General features: G+C 72.1%; 19 protein-coding genes. 9 read left to right on the plus strand and 10 right to left on the minus strand.

Annotated elements, in window-relative coordinates; genetic code table 11:
* The first annotated feature begins 21 nt into the window (after positions 1–21).
* The 4 genes from NBM05_RS06275 to NBM05_RS06290 all read left to right on the plus strand — a co-directional run bounded on the left by NBM05_RS06275 (position 22) and on the right by NBM05_RS06290 (position 2,892).
* On the plus strand, positions 22–1,218 hold the full coding sequence (locus tag NBM05_RS06275; protein WP_254165921.1) for an amidohydrolase: 1,197 nt from the start codon (positions 22–24) through the stop codon (positions 1,216–1,218).
* Positions 1,158–1,814, plus strand: a complete 657-nt coding sequence (locus NBM05_RS06280; RefSeq protein WP_302183748.1) for an amidohydrolase — start codon at positions 1,158–1,160, stop codon at positions 1,812–1,814. The genes NBM05_RS06275 and NBM05_RS06280 overlap by 61 nt, the downstream gene beginning before the upstream one ends.
* Before the next feature lie 103 nt (positions 1,815–1,917).
* A complete protein-coding gene (locus NBM05_RS06285; protein WP_254165924.1) occupies positions 1,918–2,247 on the plus strand; it encodes a P-II family nitrogen regulator in 330 nt (109 codons plus the stop codon).
* 120 nt (positions 2,248–2,367) lie between these two features.
* On the plus strand, positions 2,368–2,892 hold the full coding sequence (locus NBM05_RS06290) for a TspO/MBR family protein (RefSeq protein ID WP_254165926.1): 525 nt from the start codon (positions 2,368–2,370) through the stop codon (positions 2,890–2,892).
* A gap of 112 nt (positions 2,893–3,004) precedes the next feature.
* Here NBM05_RS06290 and NBM05_RS06295 read toward each other — a convergent pair whose 3' ends face one another.
* The 4 genes from NBM05_RS06295 to NBM05_RS06310 all read right to left on the minus strand — a co-directional run bounded on the left by NBM05_RS06295 (position 3,005) and on the right by NBM05_RS06310 (position 6,387).
* Entirely contained in the window at positions 3,005–3,844 is an 840-nt protein-coding gene (locus NBM05_RS06295) for an HAD hydrolase family protein (RefSeq protein ID WP_254165928.1), read from the minus strand.
* A gap of 210 nt (positions 3,845–4,054) precedes the next feature.
* Positions 4,055–5,041 (minus strand): glycosyltransferase family 2 protein, encoded by a 987-nt coding sequence (locus tag NBM05_RS06300; protein ID WP_254165930.1) that lies wholly within the window; start codon positions 5,039–5,041, stop codon positions 4,055–4,057.
* 179 nt (positions 5,042–5,220) lie between these two features.
* Positions 5,221–6,078: a PRD domain-containing protein gene (locus tag NBM05_RS06305; RefSeq protein WP_254165932.1), complete on the minus strand. Its 858-nt coding sequence runs from the start codon at positions 6,076–6,078 to the stop codon at positions 5,221–5,223.
* 135 nt (positions 6,079–6,213) lie between these two features.
* Positions 6,214–6,387 (minus strand): hypothetical protein, encoded by a 174-nt coding sequence (locus NBM05_RS06310; RefSeq protein ID WP_254165934.1) that lies wholly within the window; start codon positions 6,385–6,387, stop codon positions 6,214–6,216.
* 128 nt (positions 6,388–6,515) lie between these two features.
* Between NBM05_RS06310 and NBM05_RS06315 the strand changes: the two genes are divergently transcribed.
* On the plus strand, positions 6,516–7,031 hold the full coding sequence (locus NBM05_RS06315) for a mycothiol transferase (protein ID WP_254165936.1): 516 nt from the start codon (positions 6,516–6,518) through the stop codon (positions 7,029–7,031).
* A 131-nt stretch (positions 7,032–7,162) separates the two neighbouring features.
* On the opposite strand, the gene NBM05_RS06320 is transcribed toward NBM05_RS06315, so the two are convergent.
* Positions 7,163–8,614: a glycoside hydrolase family 1 protein gene (locus NBM05_RS06320; RefSeq protein WP_254165938.1), complete on the minus strand. Its 1,452-nt coding sequence runs from the start codon at positions 8,612–8,614 to the stop codon at positions 7,163–7,165.
* A 571-nt stretch (positions 8,615–9,185) separates the two neighbouring features.
* On the opposite strand from NBM05_RS06320, the gene NBM05_RS06325 reads away from it, so the two are divergent.
* Positions 9,186–10,553 carry an MFS transporter gene (locus tag NBM05_RS06325; protein WP_254165940.1) on the plus strand — a complete coding sequence of 456 codons (1,368 nt, stop codon included), beginning with the start codon at positions 9,186–9,188 and terminating at the stop codon, positions 10,551–10,553.
* Between the two features lie 24 nt (positions 10,554–10,577).
* Here the strand turns inward: NBM05_RS06325 and NBM05_RS06330 are convergent, their stop codons facing one another.
* The 4 genes from NBM05_RS06330 to NBM05_RS06345 form a co-directional block, all read right to left on the minus strand.
* Positions 10,578–10,874: a hypothetical protein gene (locus tag NBM05_RS06330; RefSeq protein WP_254165942.1), complete on the minus strand. Its 297-nt coding sequence runs from the start codon at positions 10,872–10,874 to the stop codon at positions 10,578–10,580.
* A gap of 217 nt (positions 10,875–11,091) precedes the next feature.
* Positions 11,092–11,499 carry a hypothetical protein gene (locus tag NBM05_RS06335; protein ID WP_254165943.1) on the minus strand — a complete coding sequence of 136 codons (408 nt, stop codon included), beginning with the start codon at positions 11,497–11,499 and terminating at the stop codon, positions 11,092–11,094.
* 172 nt (positions 11,500–11,671) lie between these two features.
* On the minus strand, positions 11,672–12,850 hold the full coding sequence (locus tag NBM05_RS06340) for a calcium:cation antiporter (protein ID WP_254165954.1): 1,179 nt from the start codon (positions 12,848–12,850) through the stop codon (positions 11,672–11,674).
* 158 nt (positions 12,851–13,008) lie between these two features.
* Positions 13,009–14,946, minus strand: coding sequence for a glucose PTS transporter subunit IIA (locus tag NBM05_RS06345; protein WP_254165944.1), 1,938 nt, complete (start codon positions 14,944–14,946; stop codon positions 13,009–13,011).
* A gap of 671 nt (positions 14,947–15,617) precedes the next feature.
* On the opposite strand from NBM05_RS06345, the gene NBM05_RS06350 reads away from it, so the two are divergent.
* Positions 15,618–16,061: a helix-turn-helix domain-containing protein gene (locus NBM05_RS06350; RefSeq protein WP_254165945.1), complete on the plus strand. Its 444-nt coding sequence runs from the start codon at positions 15,618–15,620 to the stop codon at positions 16,059–16,061.
* Positions 16,062–16,103: 42 nt separating this feature from the next.
* On the plus strand, positions 16,104–16,667 hold the full coding sequence (locus tag NBM05_RS06355; protein ID WP_254165946.1) for a PIN domain-containing protein: 564 nt from the start codon (positions 16,104–16,106) through the stop codon (positions 16,665–16,667).
* On the opposite strand, the gene NBM05_RS06360 is transcribed toward NBM05_RS06355, so the two are convergent.
* A complete protein-coding gene (locus NBM05_RS06360; RefSeq protein WP_254165947.1) occupies positions 16,577–17,920 on the minus strand; it encodes an iron-siderophore ABC transporter substrate-binding protein in 1,344 nt (447 codons plus the stop codon). The two genes, NBM05_RS06355 and NBM05_RS06360, sit on opposite strands and share 91 nt — an antisense overlap.
* Before the next feature lie 178 nt (positions 17,921–18,098).
* Here NBM05_RS06360 and NBM05_RS06365 point away from each other — a divergent pair, with 178 nt between their 5' ends.
* On the plus strand, positions 18,099–19,184 hold the full coding sequence (locus NBM05_RS06365; RefSeq protein ID WP_254165948.1) for a FecCD family ABC transporter permease: 1,086 nt from the start codon (positions 18,099–18,101) through the stop codon (positions 19,182–19,184).
* The last annotated feature ends 100 nt before the right edge of the window (positions 19,185–19,284 follow it).

Raw genomic sequence — 19,284 nt, forward strand, 5'->3', positions numbered from 1 at the left:
CCACCGCTCGAGGAGCACGCGATGCGCACCCTGTACCACTCCGGCCCCATCCGCACGATGGTCGACCTTGACGACGCCCCCGAGTGCGTCGTCGTCGAGGACGGTCGGATCGCCTTCGTCGGGGACCGTGCCGCGGCCCCCGCGCCGACCGGCCCGGACGACGTCGAGGTGGACCTGGCCGGCCGGACCCTCATGCCGGCCTTCATCGACCCGCACGGGCACTTCCTCGTCTACGGCCAGTTCGCCGCGCCCGTCGACCTGAGCGGCGCGCAGTGCGTGGACGACGTCGTGCGCCTCCTCTCCGAGCGCCTCGCCGCCCGCGAGGACCCCGCCGACGCCCCGCTGGTGGGCGTGAACTACGACCACAACTTCCTCCGGGAGCGCCGCCACCCGAACCGCGACGACCTGGACCGGGTCAGCACGGTGACGCCCGTGGTCGTCATGCACGCCTCGGTGCACCTGGGGGCGGGCAACAGCGTGATGGTCGAGCGGGCCGGGCTCACCGAGGACACCCCCGATCCGGAGGGCGGGAGGTTCGGCCGGCGGCCGGGCGGCACCGTGCCGGACGGCTACGTCGAGGAGTTCAGCGCGATCGCCGCGTTCTCCGCGGCCCTGTCCGGCGGCGAGTCGTCGATGCAGCTGGTGCCCGGCGCGGACCCGGACCCCGTGGCGGCGGTCGAGCGCGCCCAGGCCGAGTACCTGCGGCAGGGGATCACCACCGTCCAGGAGGGCGCCGCCAGCCCCGAGGGCGTCCGGGACCTCATCGAGGCGGGCCGCCGGGGGCAGCTCGCGCTCGACGTCGTGGCTTACCCGGTCGTCAACCACGGCGGACCCGAGTGCGCCGCCGAGCACCCCGAGCACGCCGCGGGGTACGTGGACCACGTGCGGATCGGCGGGTACAAGATGATCCTCGACGGCTCGCCGCAGGGCCGCTCCGCGTGGCTGAGCCGGCCGTACGAGGAGGAGGACGGCGGCGCGGGGGCGGCTGCGGACGCGACGGGCGGCGCGGGCCGGGACGCCGGGGACGGCACGGGCCGGGATGCGGCGCATCCGGTGGGGGCGGACGCGGCGGGCGGCGCGGGGCGGCGTCGGGCCCCGGGGCGGTCGACACCGCCGGGGCCGAGGGTGTCCCGCACTGCAACTGCGGCTACCCCGCGCTGCCCGACGACGAGGTCGAGCGGTGGGTGCGGCTCGCCGCCTCCCAGTCGCGCCAGGTGATCGCCCACTGCAACGGCGACGCCGCCTCGGAGCAGTTCATTACCGCGATGGAGGCGGTCCAGGCTGACCACCCGGACCTCGCCGAGCAGCGACCAGTCATGATCCACGCCCAGACGGTGCGCGCCGACCAGCTCGACCGGATGCCCGGCCTGGGGATGACCGCCTCGTTCTTCTGCGGCCACGTCTACTACTGGGGCGACGTGCACCTGCGCAACCTGGGGCCCGAGCGCGGCCGCTTCATCTCGCCGGCGCGCGCCGCGCTGGACCGGGGCGTGGGGATCACGCTGCACCAGGACGCACCGGTCACCCCGCCGGACATGACGCTCTCCCTGTGGGCGGCGGTCAACCGGGTCAGCCGCTCGGACCGCCCGGTGGGCCTGGACCAGCGGATCACCACGTGGGAAGCGCTGCGGGCGGTCACGTCCGGAGCCGCGTACCAGTACGGCGAGGAGGGGGAGAAGGGTCGGATCGCGCCCGGGCTGCGGGCCGACCTCATCGTCGTCTCGGAGGATCCGCTGACCATGAACCCGGCACGGCTGCGCGAGCTGCGCGTCGAGACGACGATCAAGGACGGCGTCGTCGTGTACTCCGCCTGACGGGGCCGGACCGCTCCGCTCCGGGGCTGGCGGGCCGTGGGCGTCGCGTCCGCCCGCAGCGTCGCCCGCCGACACCATCACCACCATCGAAAGGCCACCACCCATGAAGCTCATCACCGCGATCGTCCGCGACAGCGCCGTCCTGCCCCTGCAGGAGGCCCTCGCCGAGGCCGGCCACACCGGGATCTCCCGCTGGAACGTCATCGGCCGGGGCCGGCAGCACGGGATCAAGGTCGGCGACGTCGTCTACGACGAGCTCGCCAAGACCATGCTGTACATCGTCGCGGAGGACGGGGAGAAGGACGACGTCGTCGACCTGATCATCCGCACCGCGCAGTCGGGGGAGGGGAACCCGGGGGACGGCCGCATCTTCGTCAGCGACATCGCCGAGTCCTACACCATCTCCTCGCGGTCCAAGGACGGGGAGGAGTAGGGGGCGGGCTCCCGGGGGGCGGCGCGGACGGCCCCTCGGCGGTGAGCTGAAACCCCGGTTCATCGGCCCGGGCGCCTGGCAGAGTGGGAGGCGACGCCACCCCCGACGAGGAGCCCGCCCATGGAGACCGACACCCGACAGAACGCCCGCACCTCGCCGTGGCTCGCCGCCCTGGTGCTCGCGATCCTCGTGGCGATCCCGCTGCTGATCGGCTTCCTGGGCAGCTACGCGACCGCCGGGAACGTCTCCGGCTGGTACGCCGACGCCGAGAAGGCGCCCTGGACCCCGCCCAACGCCGTCTTCGGCCCCGTCTGGAGCTTCCTCTACGTGGTCATGGGCGTGGCCGCGTGGCTGGTGTGGCTGCGCCGCGGGCGGCCCGGGGCGCGGGCCGCCCTGGTCCTGTACGTCGTGCAGCTGGTCCTCAACAGCGTCTGGAGCCCGCTCTTCTTCGGGGGCTACCCCCTGCTGGGGACCGCGGCGCTGTGGGTCGGCGTCGTGGTGATCCTGGCCCTCGTGGCGGTCCTGGCGGTCACCCTCGTCAGGTTCTGGCGGGTCAACCGGCTGGCCGGCATCCTGCTCGTGCCCTACCTCGCGTGGGTCTGCTACGCCACGACGCTGAACCTCTACATCGCCGCGGCGAACTAGGCGGGGCCGGGGGCCGGGGCTGGGCCTCGCGGCCGAGCCGGGCTCCGACGTCGGGCCGGCGTCCAGCGGTCGGGCCGGGGCCCTGCGGCCGAACCGGGTTCCGCCGCCTCGATCAGGCGTTCGGGGCGCTCGCCTCCGGGGCCGGGCGGGCGACGTCGTCCGCGGCCCCTGCGGCGTCCTCGGCCAGGATCCCGCGGATGTAGTCGGCGGCCGTGGTGGTCACGGTCTCCGTGGCCTCCCGGACCTCCCGCGGAGAGTACTCGAACGACGCCGAGTGCTTGGCCCACGCGTGCATCGGCAGGTCGTTCCACGAGTCGCCGATCGAGTAGGGCAGGTAGCGGCCCTTGAGGTGCTGCTCGTCGAGCCACACCAGGCCGGTGGCCTTGGTGCAGTTGGAAGGCACGATGTCCAGGAACATCTGGTTCCGGTGGCAGTCCACGACGTCGCCGTACGTGGAGGTGATGAACTCCTGGAGGCCGGCGATCTTCCGCTCGTCGTCGACCCAGAGGGGCACGCCCACGAACTCGTGCCGGGGGATCTCGCCCGGGTCCATGGGCTCGAAGTGGGGGAGGACCTCCGATGACTTCCCGCTGATGTTCGAGGAGAACTGGACGTCGGCGGTGTCGAGCGTGGTGCCGTAGACGGCCACGTCCGGCTCGTCGGCGAACTTGGCGACCACGTCCTCGACCAGGCCCTCCGGGAGGGTGCTACTGGTGAGCACGCGGTGCTCGGCGTCGGCAACGACGGCGCCGGTGTAGAGCACGTAGTAGTCGAAGCGGATCCCGTAGCCCTCCACGGCCTTGCGGACGGAGGCCAGCGACTTCCCCGTGGCGCAGACGGCCAGGTTCCCGGCCTCCTGCCACTCGCGGATCGCGTCCGCGCTCTCGCCGCTGATCTTCTGGTCGAAGATCAGGGTGCCGTCCAGGTCGAAGGCCATCAATTTGCCGGGCATGCGTTCCGTCCTCATGGTGTGCCGCACGGGACGGGGCTGCCCCGCACGTTTCCCCACAGCCTAGGCGCCCGCGCGCGCACAATCATCTTGAGACGCCGGAATGAGCGCTCGGCGAAGCCGCGGGGGCGGCACCGGGCCGCCCGCCGGGGACGCGCGGATCGGTGCCGGGCCGCCTGGCGTGCGGGCCGCCCACGGCCGGGCGGCGCCGGCTCACAGCCCGTAGGAGCGCTTCACGTAGGCGCCGTAGAGCGTCCGGTACAGGGCGGGCGAGGTCTTGAGCAGGAACCCGGCGGCGCCGAAGACCGGCCGGGCCCGCATCGCCCGCAGCACCTGCGCCCACTCGATGCGGCGGCGGCACGCGCGGATAACCCCCGCGCCCTCCTCCCGCCCGGAGAACAGGGCCTGCTGGGCGTTGTTGAGGTAGGTCAGCACCCACGAGACGTCGTAGGCACGACGCCCCGACGGCGTCGTCACCGTCTTCCCGGCGGCCTGGCGCAGGTGGTCCATGAGGCGGTCGCTCTGCTCGACCGGGGTGACCTTCCCCCAGGTCAGGCTGCCCGGGTCCACCGTGTACTCGTAGAGGGAGGTCGCGACGACGACGGCGCGGCGCGCCCGGGCGTAGGCGGCCATGCACGTGACGGCGTCCTCGGCGCGGTGGATGTCCTCGGGGAAGCGGACGTCGTCGAGGAGGCTGGCGCGGACCAGCTTGTCCCAGACGTAGGGCGTGAAGCGGTCCGCGAGCAGGCCCAGCACCGCCTGCTCCCCGGTGTAGACGCCGGCCGGGGTGCGGAAGCGATCCCGGTTCTCGCCGGTGGCGTGGACGAGGGTGTGGCCGCAGGCGACGACGTCGGCCTCGTGCGCCTCCGCGAAGGCGTGCAGCGTGGAGAGGAAGTTGGGGCGGTAGCGGTCGTCGGAGTCGATGAAGGAGATCCAGCGGCCGCGGGCGGCGTCGAGCGCCTGGTTGCGCACCGCGGAGACGCCCTGGTTCCGCGGGTTGTCGAAGACGCGGATGCGCTCGTCGCCTTCCGCGGCGACGAAGTCGGCGACGACGGCGGAGGACTCGTCCGGCGAGCCGTCGATCATGACGAGCAGCTCGAAGTCCGGGTCCGTCTGGGCGAGCACCGACCTGATGGCGCCGACGACGCGGGCCGCGGTGTTGTAAACCGGCATGACGATGGAGGTGCGGGGGGTGCTCATGGGCTCCAGCTTATCGAGGGTCGTGGCGCCGGAGCGGGCCTCGCCCGGAGCGCGTCGAAGATCTGTGGCGAGGTTCATGCGGGCGGCGGGCCGCGGGGGCAGGGCGTCGTGGGCCGGGCGGCGGGCGGCGCGGGTCGGGCGTCACGGGCTGGGTGGCCGGCGGCGCGGGATCGTTCCTCTCAGCCCTCGCCCCACAGGTCCGCCGCGAGGCGGGCGATGTGGATCGTCAGGTAGGTGTGCTCGTCCTCCGAGAGGTCGTCCCCGAGGTGCATCTCGAGCAGGAGCATGACCTTGTCGGCGCACGCGTAGGCCTCGGGGTAGCCGGTCTTCACGGCGTCGTGGATCGCGGGCAGCGTGGGGTCCTTCTGGACGGCCGTGCGGCCCTGCTCGGTGCGGACGAAGAGGTAGCGCAGGTGCGTCACGAAGCGCGCGACCGAGAGGCTCGAGCGGTCGACCTCGTGCCCATAGGCGGAGGCGATGACCTGGAAGATCTGGGAGAAGATCTGCGTCATCTTGAACGTCTTGGCCAGGTCCTCGCTCGCGAACTGGGAGTTCACCAGGTGCAGCGCGAGCGGGGTCGCCTCCTCGTCGGGGAGGTCCGCGCCGAGCCGCTCGCGGGCCATCCGCACCGCCCGCTGGCCGAACGCGAGCTCCTTCGGATACAGCTGCGAGACCTCGATGCTCAGCGGGTACTGGACGCCCATCCCCTCGCGGGCACGCACCATCGCGAAGTTCAGGTGGTCGGCGAGCGGCAGGACGAAGGAGTGCGAGATCCTCATCCCCATCTCCGTGCGCGCGACCTCCTCGAGCTCCGTGGCCAGGGCCAGGATCTCCGGCGGGATCTCCGAGAGGAGGGCGCCCAGGTGCTCGTCGCCCCCGGCGGCCTCGGGGACGAAGGTCCGCTCGACGAGCCCCGGATCCAGCGGCTCGTGCTTCCGCTTGCCGAACGCGAGGCCGCGGCCGATCATGACCGCCTGCTCGCCGGCGTCGTTGGAGGCCAGCACGACGTTGTTGTTGAAGATGCGCAGGATCCGCACGCGCGCCGCTCCTTCCCTGTGCCATGTGTCCCGGGTCTCATTCCGGGCTCTCGGTCAAGTGTACGGTCCTCGGCGGGACGCGCGGGCCACGATGCCCGCCTGGGGACGGCTCGTCGCGCCGCCCTGGGGTCGCCCCTAGATCGAGACGACGAGGGCGAGCGGCACCGCGATCAGCAGCACGACGGCCACCACCCAGACCACCGCCCGCTGCCACTCGACCGGACGGAGGCCCTCGCCGTAGTCCTCTTCCTCCTCGCGCTCCTCGGCGTAGCGCAGCTCGTCCGGCATTCCGTCGGGGTAGTAGACCATGGCGTCCTCCTCGGTGGGTGCGTGCAGGATCCAGCGTATCCGCTGGGTTCGCGGGCTGGAATGGGGACGACGCCGGCCGGTGCGGCGGGCCCTGGCCGCGCGGGCCGGGGCGGACGTAGTGTGACGTCATGGACGCCATCGAGATCCTCAAAGACCTGGCCCGCCGCCCCCTCGAGGCCGCGGAGGGCCTCCGCGAGTCGCTGACCCCCGAGCTGCTGAACGCCCACCCCGAGCACGACAACTCGATCGCCTGGCTGCTCTGGCACACCGCCCGCGAGATCGACGAGCAGGTGGCGGCCCTCTCCGGCCGGGAGCCGGTGTGGACCGCCCGCGGCTTCGACGCCCGCTTCGGCCTCGACCTCGAGCCCCACGAGCTGGGCTACGGGCAGTCCGGCCGGCGGGCGCGCTCGATCGTGGTGGACGACGTTGGCCTCCTCTACGAGCACCTCGACGCCGTGGTCGAGGCCCAGGTGGAGTACCTCGGCTCGCTCGAGCCGGCCGACCTCGACGACGTCGTCGACGAGAACTGGGACCCGCCGGTCACCCGCGCGGCCCGCCTGGTCAGCGTGTCCGAGGATGCGCTGCAGCACGTGGGGCAGGCCGCGTACGTGGCGGGGATGGGGGCCGCGGCCTTCGAAGGCTGAGGCCGCGAGCCCGGGCCGCACCACCGGATCCGGTGGCGTGACCCGGGGGCCGCGTGGTGGCCGTCGCCGCCCTGCCCGGCCGGGAGCTGACCGCGTGGCAGCCACCGCCTGCGCCGCGCCGGACGACGTCGTCACCCCGCGGACGCCATGCTCGGCGCCCAGTCCTCCGCCGGCAGCTCGTTGGTCCGGATCAGCTCCTGGTACCAGTAGAACGAGTCCTTGCGGTAGCGGGCGAGGTCCCTGAGGTCGTCCTCGGTCCGGTCCACGTAGACGAAGCCGTAGCGCTTGGCCACGCCCTGGTGCGTGGAGACCAGGTCGATCGCGGTCCACGGCGAGTACCCGAGGATCTCGACGCCGTCCGTGATGGCCTCCTGCGTCTGCTCCAGGTGCCGGCGCAGGTACTCGATCCGGTAGTCGTCGTGGACGCGGCCATCCTCGGTGAGCTCGTCGAAGGCGCCCAGGCCGTTCTCGGTGACGATCAGCGGCAGGCGGTAGCGGTCCCAGATCGCGCGGTAGGTCATGCGCATCCCGACCGGGTCGATCTCCCAGCCGAACTGGGTCTTGACCAGGTGCGGGTTGTCCACGGCCTTGTAGACGCCCTCCTCGCCGGCGGCGATCTGCTGGTCCGCGTCGGCGCCGCGACCGTCCGGGTTTTCGCCGAACGGCGCGTCGGCCACGGTGGAGGTGTTGTAGTAGTTGAACGCGATGAAGTCCGGCTTCGCCGCGCGCAGGACCTCCAGGTCGCCCTCGGCGATCTCCGGGGCGATGCCCTTCTCCTCCAGATAGGCCCAGGCCACCGAGTTGTACTCGCCGCGGACGGCGAGGTCCAGGTAGAGCCAGTTGCGGATGGAGTTGAAGTTGTCCGCCGCGATGACGTCCTCGGGCTTCGGCGAGGCGGGGTAGACGTAGGAGATGTTCGGGGCCGGGCCGATCTTGTTCTCGGGGAACTTCTCGTGGCTGGCGATCATGGTCCTCGCCTGGGCCAGGAACATGTTGTGGTTGGCCTGCATCAGCTCCCGGGCCGGGTTGTCGGTCAGGGCGTCGATGATGCCGAGCTTCACCCCGAGCATGATCATCATGTTCTGTTCGTTGATCGTCAGCCAGTACTTGACCTTGCTGCCGTACTCGTCGAAGAGGATGTTCGCGTAGCGGACGAAGGCGTCGGTCGTGGTCCGCGAGGCCCAGCCGCCCTTCTCGTTCAGCGCGGCCGGGGTGTCGAAGTGGAACATCGTCACGATGGGTTCGATGCCGTGGGCCAGCAGCTCGTCGATCAGGTCGTGGTAGAACTTCACGCCGGCGGGGTTCACCTCGCCGTCGCCGTCGGGGACGATCCGGGTCCAGGCGATCGAGAACCGGTAGGCCGTGAAGCCCATCTCGGCCATCAGGGCCACGTCCTCCTTGTACCGGTGGTAGTGGTCGGAGGCCACGGTGAAGTCGGAGGTGCCCTCGGGGAGGTCGGTCTTGGTGTCGATGATCGAGGGGCCCTTGCCGTCCTCGTCCCAGGCCCCTTCGACCTGGTACGCGGAGGTGGAGGCGGACCACAGGAAGTCCTGCGGGAACGGCTTGAGTCGCTGGTGGTGCACGGTGTTCCTTTCATCGGGTGCTGCTGGACGGTGGGGGACGAGACGGCGCCGGATCCGGCTCCGCGAGGGAGGCGGGCCCGGCGGCCTCGATCGCGCCGAGGCCGAGGTCGACCAGGGGCTGGCCGGCGACCACGCGCTGGCCCTGGGCACCTCTACGACGTCTCCGGAACACCCCGGACAACAAAAAAGACCCGAGCCGACGACGCCCGCGCGGGACGCTCGTCAGCTCAGGTCTTGCCTCGGGAGAGCGAGCGTGAGCCCACCCCGAGTAACAATCCTCAAGACTGCCGGTCGGATGACCGTGATCCAGACTATAGGCAGGCGGTCGGCGCGATGTCCATCGTGGGGCGTTCCGTGACGGCGACCTCGTGTGCCGAGTCGTCAATCCGCCGTCCCCGCTCCCCCGCCGCTGCCCTTACGCACCGTCCCCACGCCCCCGCGGGTGCCGTTCCGCGTCGTCGGCACGGTGCCCGGTGCGCTCTGCGAACCGCCCCGTTGACTTCCCGGCGGCCCCTCCTAGGGTGATCGGGCAACGGGGCCTCGACGGCGAGCCCCGCGGAAGGGGGCGGGCATGCGGCAGCGAACGGACGCCACGACGGGGGCAGCCGAACGGCGGGGAGCGAGCGGTGCGGGCCGGGGGTACGGCGTCGTGCTCGGCCTGTGCTGGGTGGCCGTGTTCTTCGACGGGCTGGACATGTTCATGTTCGGCGCCACCATCCCGGCCATGCTGGCGGACGCCTCGCTGGGCCTGGACCCGGGGGCGGCGGGGACCATCGGCTCGCTCGCGACCTTCGGCATGCTCGTCGGCGCGCTCAGCGCGGGCCTGCTGACGGATGCGGTGGGGCGGCGCTGGGGGATCGCGGTGTGCTGCACGGTGTTCTCGCTCGCCTCCGGCCTGTGCGCCGCGGCGCCCACCGCCGAGGTGTTCGGGGCGGGGCGGCTGATCGCGGGCCTGGGCCTCGGTGGGCTGCTCCCGACGGCGATCGCGATGGTCTCGGAGTTCGCCCCGGACCGGCGGCGCAACCTGTCGATCGGCGCGCTCATGACGGGGCATCACGCGGGCGGCATCGCGGCGGCCCTGCTGGGGATCTGGCTGGTCGGCGCGCTGGGGTGGCGTTCGATCTACTGGGTGGGGGTCGCGCCCGTGCTGGTCATCGTCCCGCTGGCGTTGCTCGTGCTGCCGGAGTCGCCGAGCTTCCTGGCCGCGCGGGAGCGGCGGTGGCACGGGCGGGCCGGTGACTCGCACGACGCCGGGTGCTCGGGGCCGCCACGCGACGTCGGGCGCTCGGGGGACCGGCACGACGCCGGCCGCCCCGGTCCCGCCGCGCTCGCGGGCTTGGCCGGGCTGTTCCGGGGCGGCAGCGGGCCGGTGACGCTGTTCTTCTGGCTCACCTCCTTCGCCGGGCTGCTGCTGGTCTACGGCGTCAGCACCTGGCTGCCCGCGCTGATGCAGGCCGAGGGGCACGACATCGGCTCCTCCCTGGGGTTCCTGCTGACCGTCAACGCGGGCGGGATCGCGGGGATGCTGGTGGCCGGGCGCGTCTCGGACGCATGGGGGCCGGTGCGGGTGGCCACGCTGTGGTTCCTGGTCACCGCGCTGTGGACGGTCCTACTGAGTGTCAGGACGGCGCTGCCGCTGACGTACGCGCTGGTGTTCCTGGTGGGCCTGTTCCTCTTCAGCGCCCAGACGATGGTCTACGCGGCCGTGGCCCACGTCTTCCCGCCGGGGAACCGGGCGACGGCCATTGGCTGGACCACCGGGATGGGCCGGTTCGGCGCGGTCTTCGGGCCCTGGATGGGTGGGTGGCTCTTCGCGACGGGGAGCCAGTCCTGGGGGTTCGCGGCCTTCGCGCTCGCGGCGGTGTGCGGGACCGCGACGCTGCTGTGCGCGGGGTGGGCGATCCGGCGTCGGCCGCGTGGGGGCTCGGCGGCCGCGTAGCTCGCACCGGATGCACCGCGCGGTTCACTCCATGTTGCCGTAGCGGGTCGTGAGGATCTCCTCCTCGGCGGGGACGAGGACCTCGTAGATCGCCCACTCCTCCACCGAGTGGTGGTCGCCGGTGAAGCCGGGCTCCGGCGGCAGGGTGTAGTCCAGGGAGTACTCGCCGCCGCCGCGTTCCATGCGGCAGGAGAACCGGAACTCCCCCTCGTGGTAGAGCGGGATGATCCGGGCCGATCCCGTCATCCACACCCCCAGCCAACGCCGCGGGTCGGCGGCGTAGCGGAGGATCTCGGCGTTCACGTCTTCCCGGAACCCCATGCCGACCTCCTCACTGCCGGTTGACGGCGTTCTTCACCCGTGAAGGACATCTCCCGTCGCAACCCTCACAATATTGGGTGATGACTCCCTGCTGCCGTCCATCACCGATGATCCTCCCGTTGAGGATGAGCCTCACCATGACGCGGCCATCGACACGGCAGCCCAATTTCTGGAATGACGGTCCCGCTGAGTGCCAGGACGGCGCTGACCGGGGCGCCTACCGCGAGACGGCCTCGTACCCGGCGAGCTCCGAGGTTTGCGTGAGCTCCTCGGGGTCGGTCTCCGCGTCCCGCAGCTCCTGGCGGAAGTCCCGGATGTCCCGGCGGAACCGACCGCCGCGGTCCCGGCTCCGCGACGCGGAGGCCGCCGCGGGGGCGGGTGCCGGGGCGGCGGCTCGCGGCTCGTCCTCCGGCGGGTGCTCGAGGCCGATGGACGTCAACTCCGCCTCGGTCCAGCCGCCCTCGCGGGCCGCACGCCACTGGGCGCGGCGGTCCTCCCGGAGCTGGGCGACCCGGGCCTCGGCGTCCCGGAGGTCGGCGTCGAGCTCGATCATCCGGTGGACGAGCGGGAGCCGGCCCTCGACGAGCTCGCGGGCCTTCCTCATCATCTCTTCGTGCTGGGGCATATCAGTAGCGTACTGAGGAGTACGTCACGAATCCGCACCGAAATCCTGCATGACGCATCGTGTAGCGCGGAGAAGGCCTTGGCGTCGCCGTCGGGTGCCGGTGACGACCGGCGGCGCGGCGGAGGGTCAGACGTTCCGGGCCACCGGCCGAGCCATGCCGCCCCGCCCTGCCTCAGCCGGAGAACACCGTCAGCCCGTAGACCATGAACACCAGCACGTGCGCGGCCCCGTGCAGCGCGGTGACCTTCCGCCCCGTGAACGTGGTGACGGTCAGGAGGAGGGTCACGGCCAGGAGCGTCAGGTTGGTTGCGCTCTCCGCCAGGACCACCGGCTGGCCCGTGAGCATTCCGATGGTCAGCACCGCGGGGATCGTCAGGCCCACGGTGGAGACCAGCGCGCCGTGGCACAGGTTGCTCACGCGCTGGATCTCGCCCTGGTGGGCGGCGCGGATCGCGGTGATCGTCTCGGGGAGGAACACGATCATCGCGATCAGGATGCCCGAGAGCGCGACGGGCGCGCCCGCCCGGTCCAGGGCGTCGTCGAGGAGGGAGGCCATGTCGTGGGAGAGCAGCACGATGGGCAGGACCGTCAGGACCAGGGCCAGGACGCGGGCGCCGATCTCGGCTCGGTGCTCGGTGAGGACGGCGGTGACCGACGGGCGCTCGGCGGCAGTCTGCGTGCCGCGGTCCGCGGGCGCCGCCCCGCCGCGCCCGGGCGAACCGGCCGGGACGGCGTCGACCTCCTGGAAGTCCCCGCGCTGGGCGCCCATCTGGCGGTAGAGGAAGAAGGCGTAGAGGACCACGGTGAGCGCGGCGACGGGGATCGCCTGCCCGGGGGCGTACGCGCCGTCGGCCCCGATGGTCCCGGGCAGCACGAACGCGAGGGCGGAGAGGACCACGAGCAGCGACAGGTACGCGGAGACCCCGGTCCGGTTGGGCCGCATCCCGCCGTGGCGCATCCCGCCCACCAGCAGCGCGACCCCGACGACGAGGTTGAGGATGATCATGGACACCGCCATGACGGAGTCCCGGGCGATGCTCGCGTGCTCGCCGGGTCCGAGCATCACGGCGGAGATGAGGATGACCTCGATCAGCACGATCGAGAGCGTCAGCACCAGGGTCCCGTACGGATCCCCTAGGCGGTGGGCGAGGCGCTCGGCCTGTCCCACCACCCCGAAGGCGCAGGCCACGATCACGACGACGATGCCGGCCAGCACCGCGAGCAGCGCGGGGGCCGGCAGGTGGGCCGAGAGGACCGGTTGAAGGAGCAGGACGGCGGCGAACGCGCCCCAGCCGAGGGCGATGCGGGCGAGGACCGCGGGAGTGAAGACGGCGCGGAGGTGGGCGGTGATGCTCACGGGAGTTCCCCGGGTTTCTGCGGGGCCGTCCCTGCTGAGGTGGTGGCCGGGCGGGTCGTCCCGTCGGCGGTCTTCCTCGAAGATCTTACCCTCCCCGCGGCCGGTGGCAACCGGTGCTCCGCGTCCGTCCAGGGACCCTCCGTCCCGATTCGTCAGCGCTCCAGGACCACCGCGACGTCGCCCGCCTCGAGTTCGACGCCGACGCGCGGCAGCACGGTGCCGAACGCCCCCGCGTTGGTCACGACCATGACGACCGACGGGTCGTACCCGGCCGCGCGGACGGCGTCGAGGTCGACGTCGGCCAGCGGCTGCCCCGCCCGGACCCGCTGGTCCTGGGCGACGTGGGCCGTGAAGGGCACGCCGTCGAGCTCTACCGTGTCGAGGCCGATGTGGATCAGCACCTCCGCACCGTCCGCGGACCGGATGCCGAAGGCGTGCCCGCTGGCCAGGGCGGTGACCACCGTCCCCTCGATCGGGGCGAGCACGCGGCCCTCGGCCGGGCGGACGGCCAGCCCCTGCCCCATGGACCCGGAGGCGAAGACCGGGTCGGCGACGTCGTCGAGCGCCACGCTGCGGCCGCGGACCGGGGAGAGCAGGTCGAGGGTGGGGATGGGGGCGGGTGGCGCCTCGGCCGGCTCGTCGCCACCGCGCCTGTCCCGCGGCACCCCGAAGAGGTAGGTGGCGGTGAAGGCCAGGAGGATCGCCGTCCCGGTCCCCAGCAGCTGCAGCGCGAAGTTCCCGTGGTCCAGGAACGCCGGGAGCGTGAGCAGCGAGGAGAATACGTTGGCGCTCGCCGCGGATCCCCCGGACGCCGCGATCGCGCCGCCGACGGCCCCGGCCCCGACGCCGATCGTGAAGGGCCGTTTGAGCGGCAGGTTCACGCCGTAGATGATCGGCTCGGTCACCCCGGAGACGAACCCGGAGACCGACGCCGGCCCCGCCATCTGCCTCAGCCTCCGGTCCCTGACCCGGAACGTCACGGCCAGCGCGGCGGCGCACTGCGCGGTCACCGCCGAGATGAGCGGCCCCATCAGCAGGATCGAGCCGGTGGCGGAGAGCTCCTGGAGGAAGATCGGCGTCAGCCCGTGGTGCAGCCCGAACATCACGAGGACCTGCCACAGCCCGCCCAGCAGGAACCCGCCGACGGCCGGCGCGGGGCCCCAGATCCAGGTCAGGGCGTCGGCGACGGCGCTCGTGGCCAGCGAGATCACCGGCCCGATCACCAGCAGCGCCGCGAATCCCACGACGACGACCACCACGAACGGCGTCGCGAAGTTCCGCATCCAGCCGGGCAGGGCGCGCATCAGCCGCGGCTCGACGAGGCTCTGGAGCCACACGGCCGCGATGATGGGGAACACCGAGTAGGCGTACGGGGCCAGGACCACGGGGATCCCGGCGAGGCTCACGGGCTCGCCCGCCTCCAGGAAGCCGACGAGGGAGGGGTGGACGAGGAAGGCCGCGATCGCCATCGAGGTGCCGTAGTTGACCTGGAAGTACTTCGCCGCGGAGACCGCGAGGACCACGGGCAGCAGGTACAGGAGCCCGTCCCCGAGGGCGTTGATCAGCGCGTACGTCTGCGAGGCGGGGTCGATGAGGGGGATCCCGGTGCTGAACAGCGCGAGCATCGCCTTGACCAGGCCGACCGCGGCCATCGTCCAGATGACCGAGGTGAAGATGCTGGAGATCATCGCGATGAACCGGTTGAAGAGGCTCCTCTCCCGGGGTTCGACGGCGTCGCCGACTCGCCCGCTCCCGGTTCCGCCGCGGCGTCGACCCTCGCGCGCACCGTCCCGGTCGCCCGCGCCGTCACCCTGCCCGCCCGAGGCGCCGCCGAGCCCGGTGCGGGCCGTCACCGCGGCGTAGGCGAGGGCGACGTCGTTCCCCACCACGACCTGGTGCAGGCCGCCCGAGCGCAACGCCGTGATGACGCCGGGGACCCGCTGGACGGCGTCCAGGTCGGCCCGCTGCGGGTCCTTCAGGGCGAAGCGCAGGCGGGTGGCGCAGTGGGCGAGGCTGCGGACGTTGCCCTCCCCGCCGAGGGCCTCGAGGACCTTCCGGCCCAGCTGGTCGTAGTCGATGGTGGTTGCCACGTGCACATCCTTCGTCGTCGTTGACTCCCGGTCGGTGGGCGGGCGCGCCGTCGGGGCGGCCGGGGGTGCCCGCGGAACGGTTTCGAGGGGTGCTCCCGCCAGGGGCCGGCACCGCACGCGGGCCCGGCGCCGAGCGGGCGGGTCCGGGTCCGCTTGAGGGACCCCGGGTCTCCGCGTCCGAGCCCCCGCATCCGGGCGCCGGGGCCCGAACGACGCGGCGCGCGGCGCAGCTCCCGGACCACAAAAAAGACCTGAGCACCCGGCGCTCAGGCGAGCGCCGCGATGCTCAGGTCTTGCCCCGGGAGACGGGCCGTGCCGCCTCGGGTGGGTCACAATCCTCGAAGCCGGTCCGCAGGGGGACCGTTGATGCTCACCCTAGGATGCGGAAAGGGCGGGGGCCAGGGCTGTGGACAACCTGACGCGGTGTGCCGCGCGGCTGACGCCGTCCACAGGACGCCGGCGGGCCGTGAAACGGGGTCGGGCGCGGGTTACCCTGTGGCAGAAGGGGCGAGACGGCGTCGTCACTCCCGCCGTATAACCGGGTTGGCCGCCGGTTGGGCTGACATCGCTCGGGTCGAGGCGGTCACCGTAACCGACGCCGTTTCACTTATAAATGAAAGTCACTATCCTGGAGCTTCACCGTCAGGCACCACATGGATCAGGAGGAGCGCATGAGCACCACCATGATGCGTTCGGACGTTCTCGTCAGCGATGGCGACCGTGAGACCGTCCGTCGCGAGGCCACCCAGATCTCCAACCGACAGGTCGAGCGATTCGCCGTCGTCACCGACGATGGGCAGACCCGCGTGCTGGATCGAGAGCTGTCGCAGGTGCTGGAGCGGGTCTGCCAGGCGCTGGCGGCTCACGGTCACGTGCGGATCGGCACGCTCCCGGACGAACTCACGAGCACCGTCGCAGCGGAGCTCGTCGGCGTCTCTCGACCCACCCTGCTCAAGCTGGCTCAGGAAGGCCAGGTGGAATCGTTCAAGGTGGGCACACACACGCGGTTCAGGAGGGACGAGATCCTGCGTCTTCAGGAAAGGCGCGAGAGGGATCGCGGAAGGGCGCTGGTGCAGATCCTGGAACTGTCCGATCAGCTCGACGAACCTCTCTAGCGCCATGGTCTCGTGCAGAGCACCCCAGCGCATCGGGGGATCATGACGCAGCTCGTCTTCGTCGACGCCAATGTCCTCTTCAGCAGGACGAGGCGCGATTGGCTGTTCCTGCTCCGGCGGGAGACGGGTGGCTCGCTGTTTCGTCTGTGCACCTCCGTCGAGGTTCTCCACGAGGTCGGCGCCAGACTGCGCAATGCGAACCCCGCGGCGGACTCCTCGCTGATCGGCCAGTTCCACGAGCGCGTGGATCGATTTCTCGATCACATGGTCGCCGGGTATCCGGGTGGTCCGGTCGAGGGGATCGAAGATCATGACGACTGGCATGTGCATCATGCGGCCATGCACTGCCGGGCCGATGCGCTCCTCACCGAGGGCCAGGGCTTCCTCTCCGCTGAGACCGGTTACGAAGTGTACGACTGTGACGAGTTCTTTCAGGAGGTGGCCTGGCTGGCGCCGAATGCCACACGGGAGGTGACCCGATTCCAGGCGGCTTACTGGGCCGCTCGCGCAGGGTCTCAACTGCCCGATGCTCTCCGCGCGGCCGGCTGTCCTCGTTTCGCGGAGGTCGTGCTCGGCCACCTGCGCGGCCTTGCGCGCGGTACGTGATCGCGGTGGAGCCGGAAGGGGCCCAAGAACCGCATCACGAGGGGGAACCCCTGCACGAGGAGCGGCTCCCCCGCGAACTTCGGCCGGGGGTGACATACTCCCCATGAGACGTGATCACCCGGCGCGCAGACCCCGCCCCGCCCGCCGCAGCGCCGCCCCCGACCCGGAAAGCACCCCGCCCTGCACCACCTCCCGTCCCTCGACCCCGAGGACATCGACCGCTCCGACCCCCAGCACCGCGCCCGGCCCCCGGCCGCCTCGGAGAGCAGCGGGACGACCTGGTCGATCGCGTAGTCCACCGACAGGATGGAGTTCAGCGAGTACGCGTTGCGGATGTCCTCCTGGTCGTCGCCGAACAGGACCGTGCGGCCGTCCTTGACCACGGAGAGGTTCTGGTACGCCGCTTGGTCGGTGACCTGCGAGGCGGGGACGTAGATGGGGAAGACCACGAGCAGGTCGGAGTCCATCACGTCCAAGTTCTCGCTGGAGATCGAGGCGGAGAAGCCGGTGGCCTCCAGGTCCTCCACCGCGGGGTTCTGCTCGAAGCCGAGCTTGGTCAGGAAGTCCACGCGCTCGGAGCCCTCGACGTACGCGCCCCAGCCCTCGGAGGTGTAGGCGGCGACGGTCGAGGTCTTGCCCTGGAACTCGGGGTGCTCGGCCTTGGCGTCGTCGAACTTCTGCTGCGCGTCGTCCAGCAGCTGCCGGCCCTCGTCCGCCTTGCCCAGCGCCTCGGAGATCATGGTGACCTGCTGGTCCAGCGAGGTCAGGTAGTTGTCCCCGCCCTCGGGCACGCCCACGGTGGTCGCGATCTCGGAGAGGCGGTCGTGGCGGGTCTGGTCGCCGGAGCTCTTGACGTCGAGGATCAGGTCCGGCTCCAGCGCGGCGATCTTCTCGTAGGAGGGCTCCAGGGTGTCGATGATCTCGGGCGCCTGGTCGTAGCGTCCCTCGGCCCACGGGCCGACGCCCTCGCCGCCGAAGGCCAGCCAGTCGGAGGCCCCGACCGGCTGCACGCCCAGGGCGAGCGCCGTCTCGGCGTCGCCCCAGCCCAGGGCCACCACGCGCTGCGGGTCTTCGGGCACGTCCACGTCACCGAATTTGGTCGAGACGGTGGTGCCCGACGAGGCCTCCCCCTCCTGCTCCCCGCCCCCCGAGGAGCCGCACGCGGCGAGGAGGAGCGCGACGACGAGCGCGAGGACGCCCACCACGAGGCGGGTCGTCGAGCGGAGCGGGCGGGCGGCGAGGGATGATCGCATGGTGGCCTTTGCACTGGGTCCCGGCACGGTGCGGCCCCGGCGGGGCGCCCGGCGGCGGGAGGATGATGAGAGCGTTGACGTTAGGATAGCGTAGCCTTATCCGGGGCCCGATGGCCAGGACCGTCGGACCCGGCTCCGGGGAGCGCCGCCGGAGAAGCCGCACCGTGATCGAGGACCCATGTCAGCACCACCCCTCCCGCCCGGCGGAGTCCATCGGGACGCGCCGCCGCAGCCGGCCGGCGCGCCCCGGGCGAACGCGGGGCGGCGCCGGGCCGGCGTCGTCACCCTGGCGGTCGGCGTCGTGGCGCTGGGCCTCGCGTTCGCCCTGGCCCTGTCGGTGGGCTCCCGCGCCGTGCCCCTCGCGGAGGTCTGGCGCGTGCTGACGGGAGGCTCCGGCTCCCCCGAGGCGACGCTGGTCGTCCTCGACCTGCGGCTGCCGCGCAGCTGCATCGCCGTCGTCGCCGGGATCGCTCTCGGGCTGGCCGGGGCGCTGGCCCAGTCGCTGACCCGCAACCCCCTCGCCGACACGGGCATCCTCGGCCTGAACTCCGGCGCCTCCTTCCTCATCGCGGTGTCGGTCATGGTCTTCGGGGTGTCCTCGCCCGCGTGGCACCTGCCGTTCGCGTTCGCCGGGGCGCTCGCCGTCGCCGTCGGGATCTTCCTGATCGGCGGCACCGGGGCCACCCGCTCCTCCATCGCGCGGGTCACCCTGGCCGGCATGGCGATCGGCGCGGTGCTCTCCGGGATCGTGACGGCCCTGACGCTGATCGACCCGGCCGCGTACTCGGTGCTGCGCGCCTGGAACGCGGCCTCGCTCGAGGGCAGGACCTGGGCGGAGCTGCTGCCGGCCCTGCCGTTCGTGGCGGTCGGGGCCGTCGTCGCGCTCACCCTGGGCGCCTCGTTCAACTCGCTGTCCCTCGGCGAGGACCTCGCCCGCAGCCTGGGGGTCGACGTCGGGCGGGTGCGGGTGCTCGCGCTCGTGGCGGTGACCCTGCTGGCCGGGAGCGCGACGGCGATCGCCGGGCCCATCGTCTTCGTCGGCCTCATGATGCCGCACCTCGCCCGCGCCATCGTCGGACCCGACGTCCGCTGGATCATGGCGATCACGGCCGTGCTCTCGCCCGTGCTGGTGCTGGCCGCCGACGTGCTCGGGCGCGTCCTGCTGCCCAACGGCGAGGTGCCGGTCGGGCTGGTGACCGCCTTCCTCGGCGCGCCCGTGCTGATCGCGATCGCCCGGCGTCGCGACCTGGTGGTGGCCTCGTGAGCGGCGGGGTCGCGGGCGGGCAGGGCGCCGGGGGGGCGGCCGGGGGCGGGGTGGGCCTTTTACACATCTCCCAGGCCCCGAGACTAGGCATGATATCGTA

It is taken from the genome of Rothia santali (assembly GCF_024199905.1).
GTDB lineage: Bacteria > Actinomycetota > Actinomycetes > Actinomycetales > Micrococcaceae > Rothia > Rothia santali.

Excerpts from the sequence above, each read along its gene's own strand:
- NBM05_RS06365 (WP_254165948.1), top strand. The coding sequence starts at position 18,099 with ATGTCAGCACCACCCCTCCCGCCCGGCGGAGTCCATCGGGACGCGCCG.
- NBM05_RS06325 (WP_254165940.1), top strand. The coding sequence starts at position 9,186 with ATGCGGCAGCGAACGGACGCCACGACGGGGGCAGCCGAACGGCGGGGA.
- NBM05_RS06285 (WP_254165924.1), top strand. The coding sequence starts at position 1,918 with ATGAAGCTCATCACCGCGATCGTCCGCGACAGCGCCGTCCTGCCCCTG.
- NBM05_RS06275 (WP_254165921.1), top strand. The coding sequence starts at position 22 with ATGCGCACCCTGTACCACTCCGGCCCCATCCGCACGATGGTCGACCTT.
- NBM05_RS06360 (WP_254165947.1), bottom strand. The coding sequence starts at position 17,920 with ATGCGATCATCCCTCGCCGCCCGCCCGCTCCGCTCGACGACCCGCCTC.
- NBM05_RS06300 (WP_254165930.1), bottom strand. The coding sequence starts at position 5,041 with ATGAGCACCCCCCGCACCTCCATCGTCATGCCGGTTTACAACACCGCG.
- NBM05_RS06330 (WP_254165942.1), bottom strand. The coding sequence starts at position 10,874 with ATGGGGTTCCGGGAAGACGTGAACGCCGAGATCCTCCGCTACGCCGCC.
- NBM05_RS06295 (WP_254165928.1), bottom strand. The coding sequence starts at position 3,844 with ATGCCCGGCAAATTGATGGCCTTCGACCTGGACGGCACCCTGATCTTC.
- NBM05_RS06290 (WP_254165926.1), top strand. The coding sequence starts at position 2,368 with ATGGAGACCGACACCCGACAGAACGCCCGCACCTCGCCGTGGCTCGCC.
- NBM05_RS06350 (WP_254165945.1), top strand. The coding sequence starts at position 15,618 with ATGAGCACCACCATGATGCGTTCGGACGTTCTCGTCAGCGATGGCGAC.
- NBM05_RS06310 (WP_254165934.1), bottom strand. The coding sequence starts at position 6,387 with ATGGTCTACTACCCCGACGGAATGCCGGACGAGCTGCGCTACGCCGAG.
- NBM05_RS06315 (WP_254165936.1), top strand. The coding sequence starts at position 6,516 with ATGGACGCCATCGAGATCCTCAAAGACCTGGCCCGCCGCCCCCTCGAG.
- NBM05_RS06335 (WP_254165943.1), bottom strand. The coding sequence starts at position 11,499 with ATGCCCCAGCACGAAGAGATGATGAGGAAGGCCCGCGAGCTCGTCGAG.
- NBM05_RS06355 (WP_254165946.1), top strand. The coding sequence starts at position 16,104 with ATGACGCAGCTCGTCTTCGTCGACGCCAATGTCCTCTTCAGCAGGACG.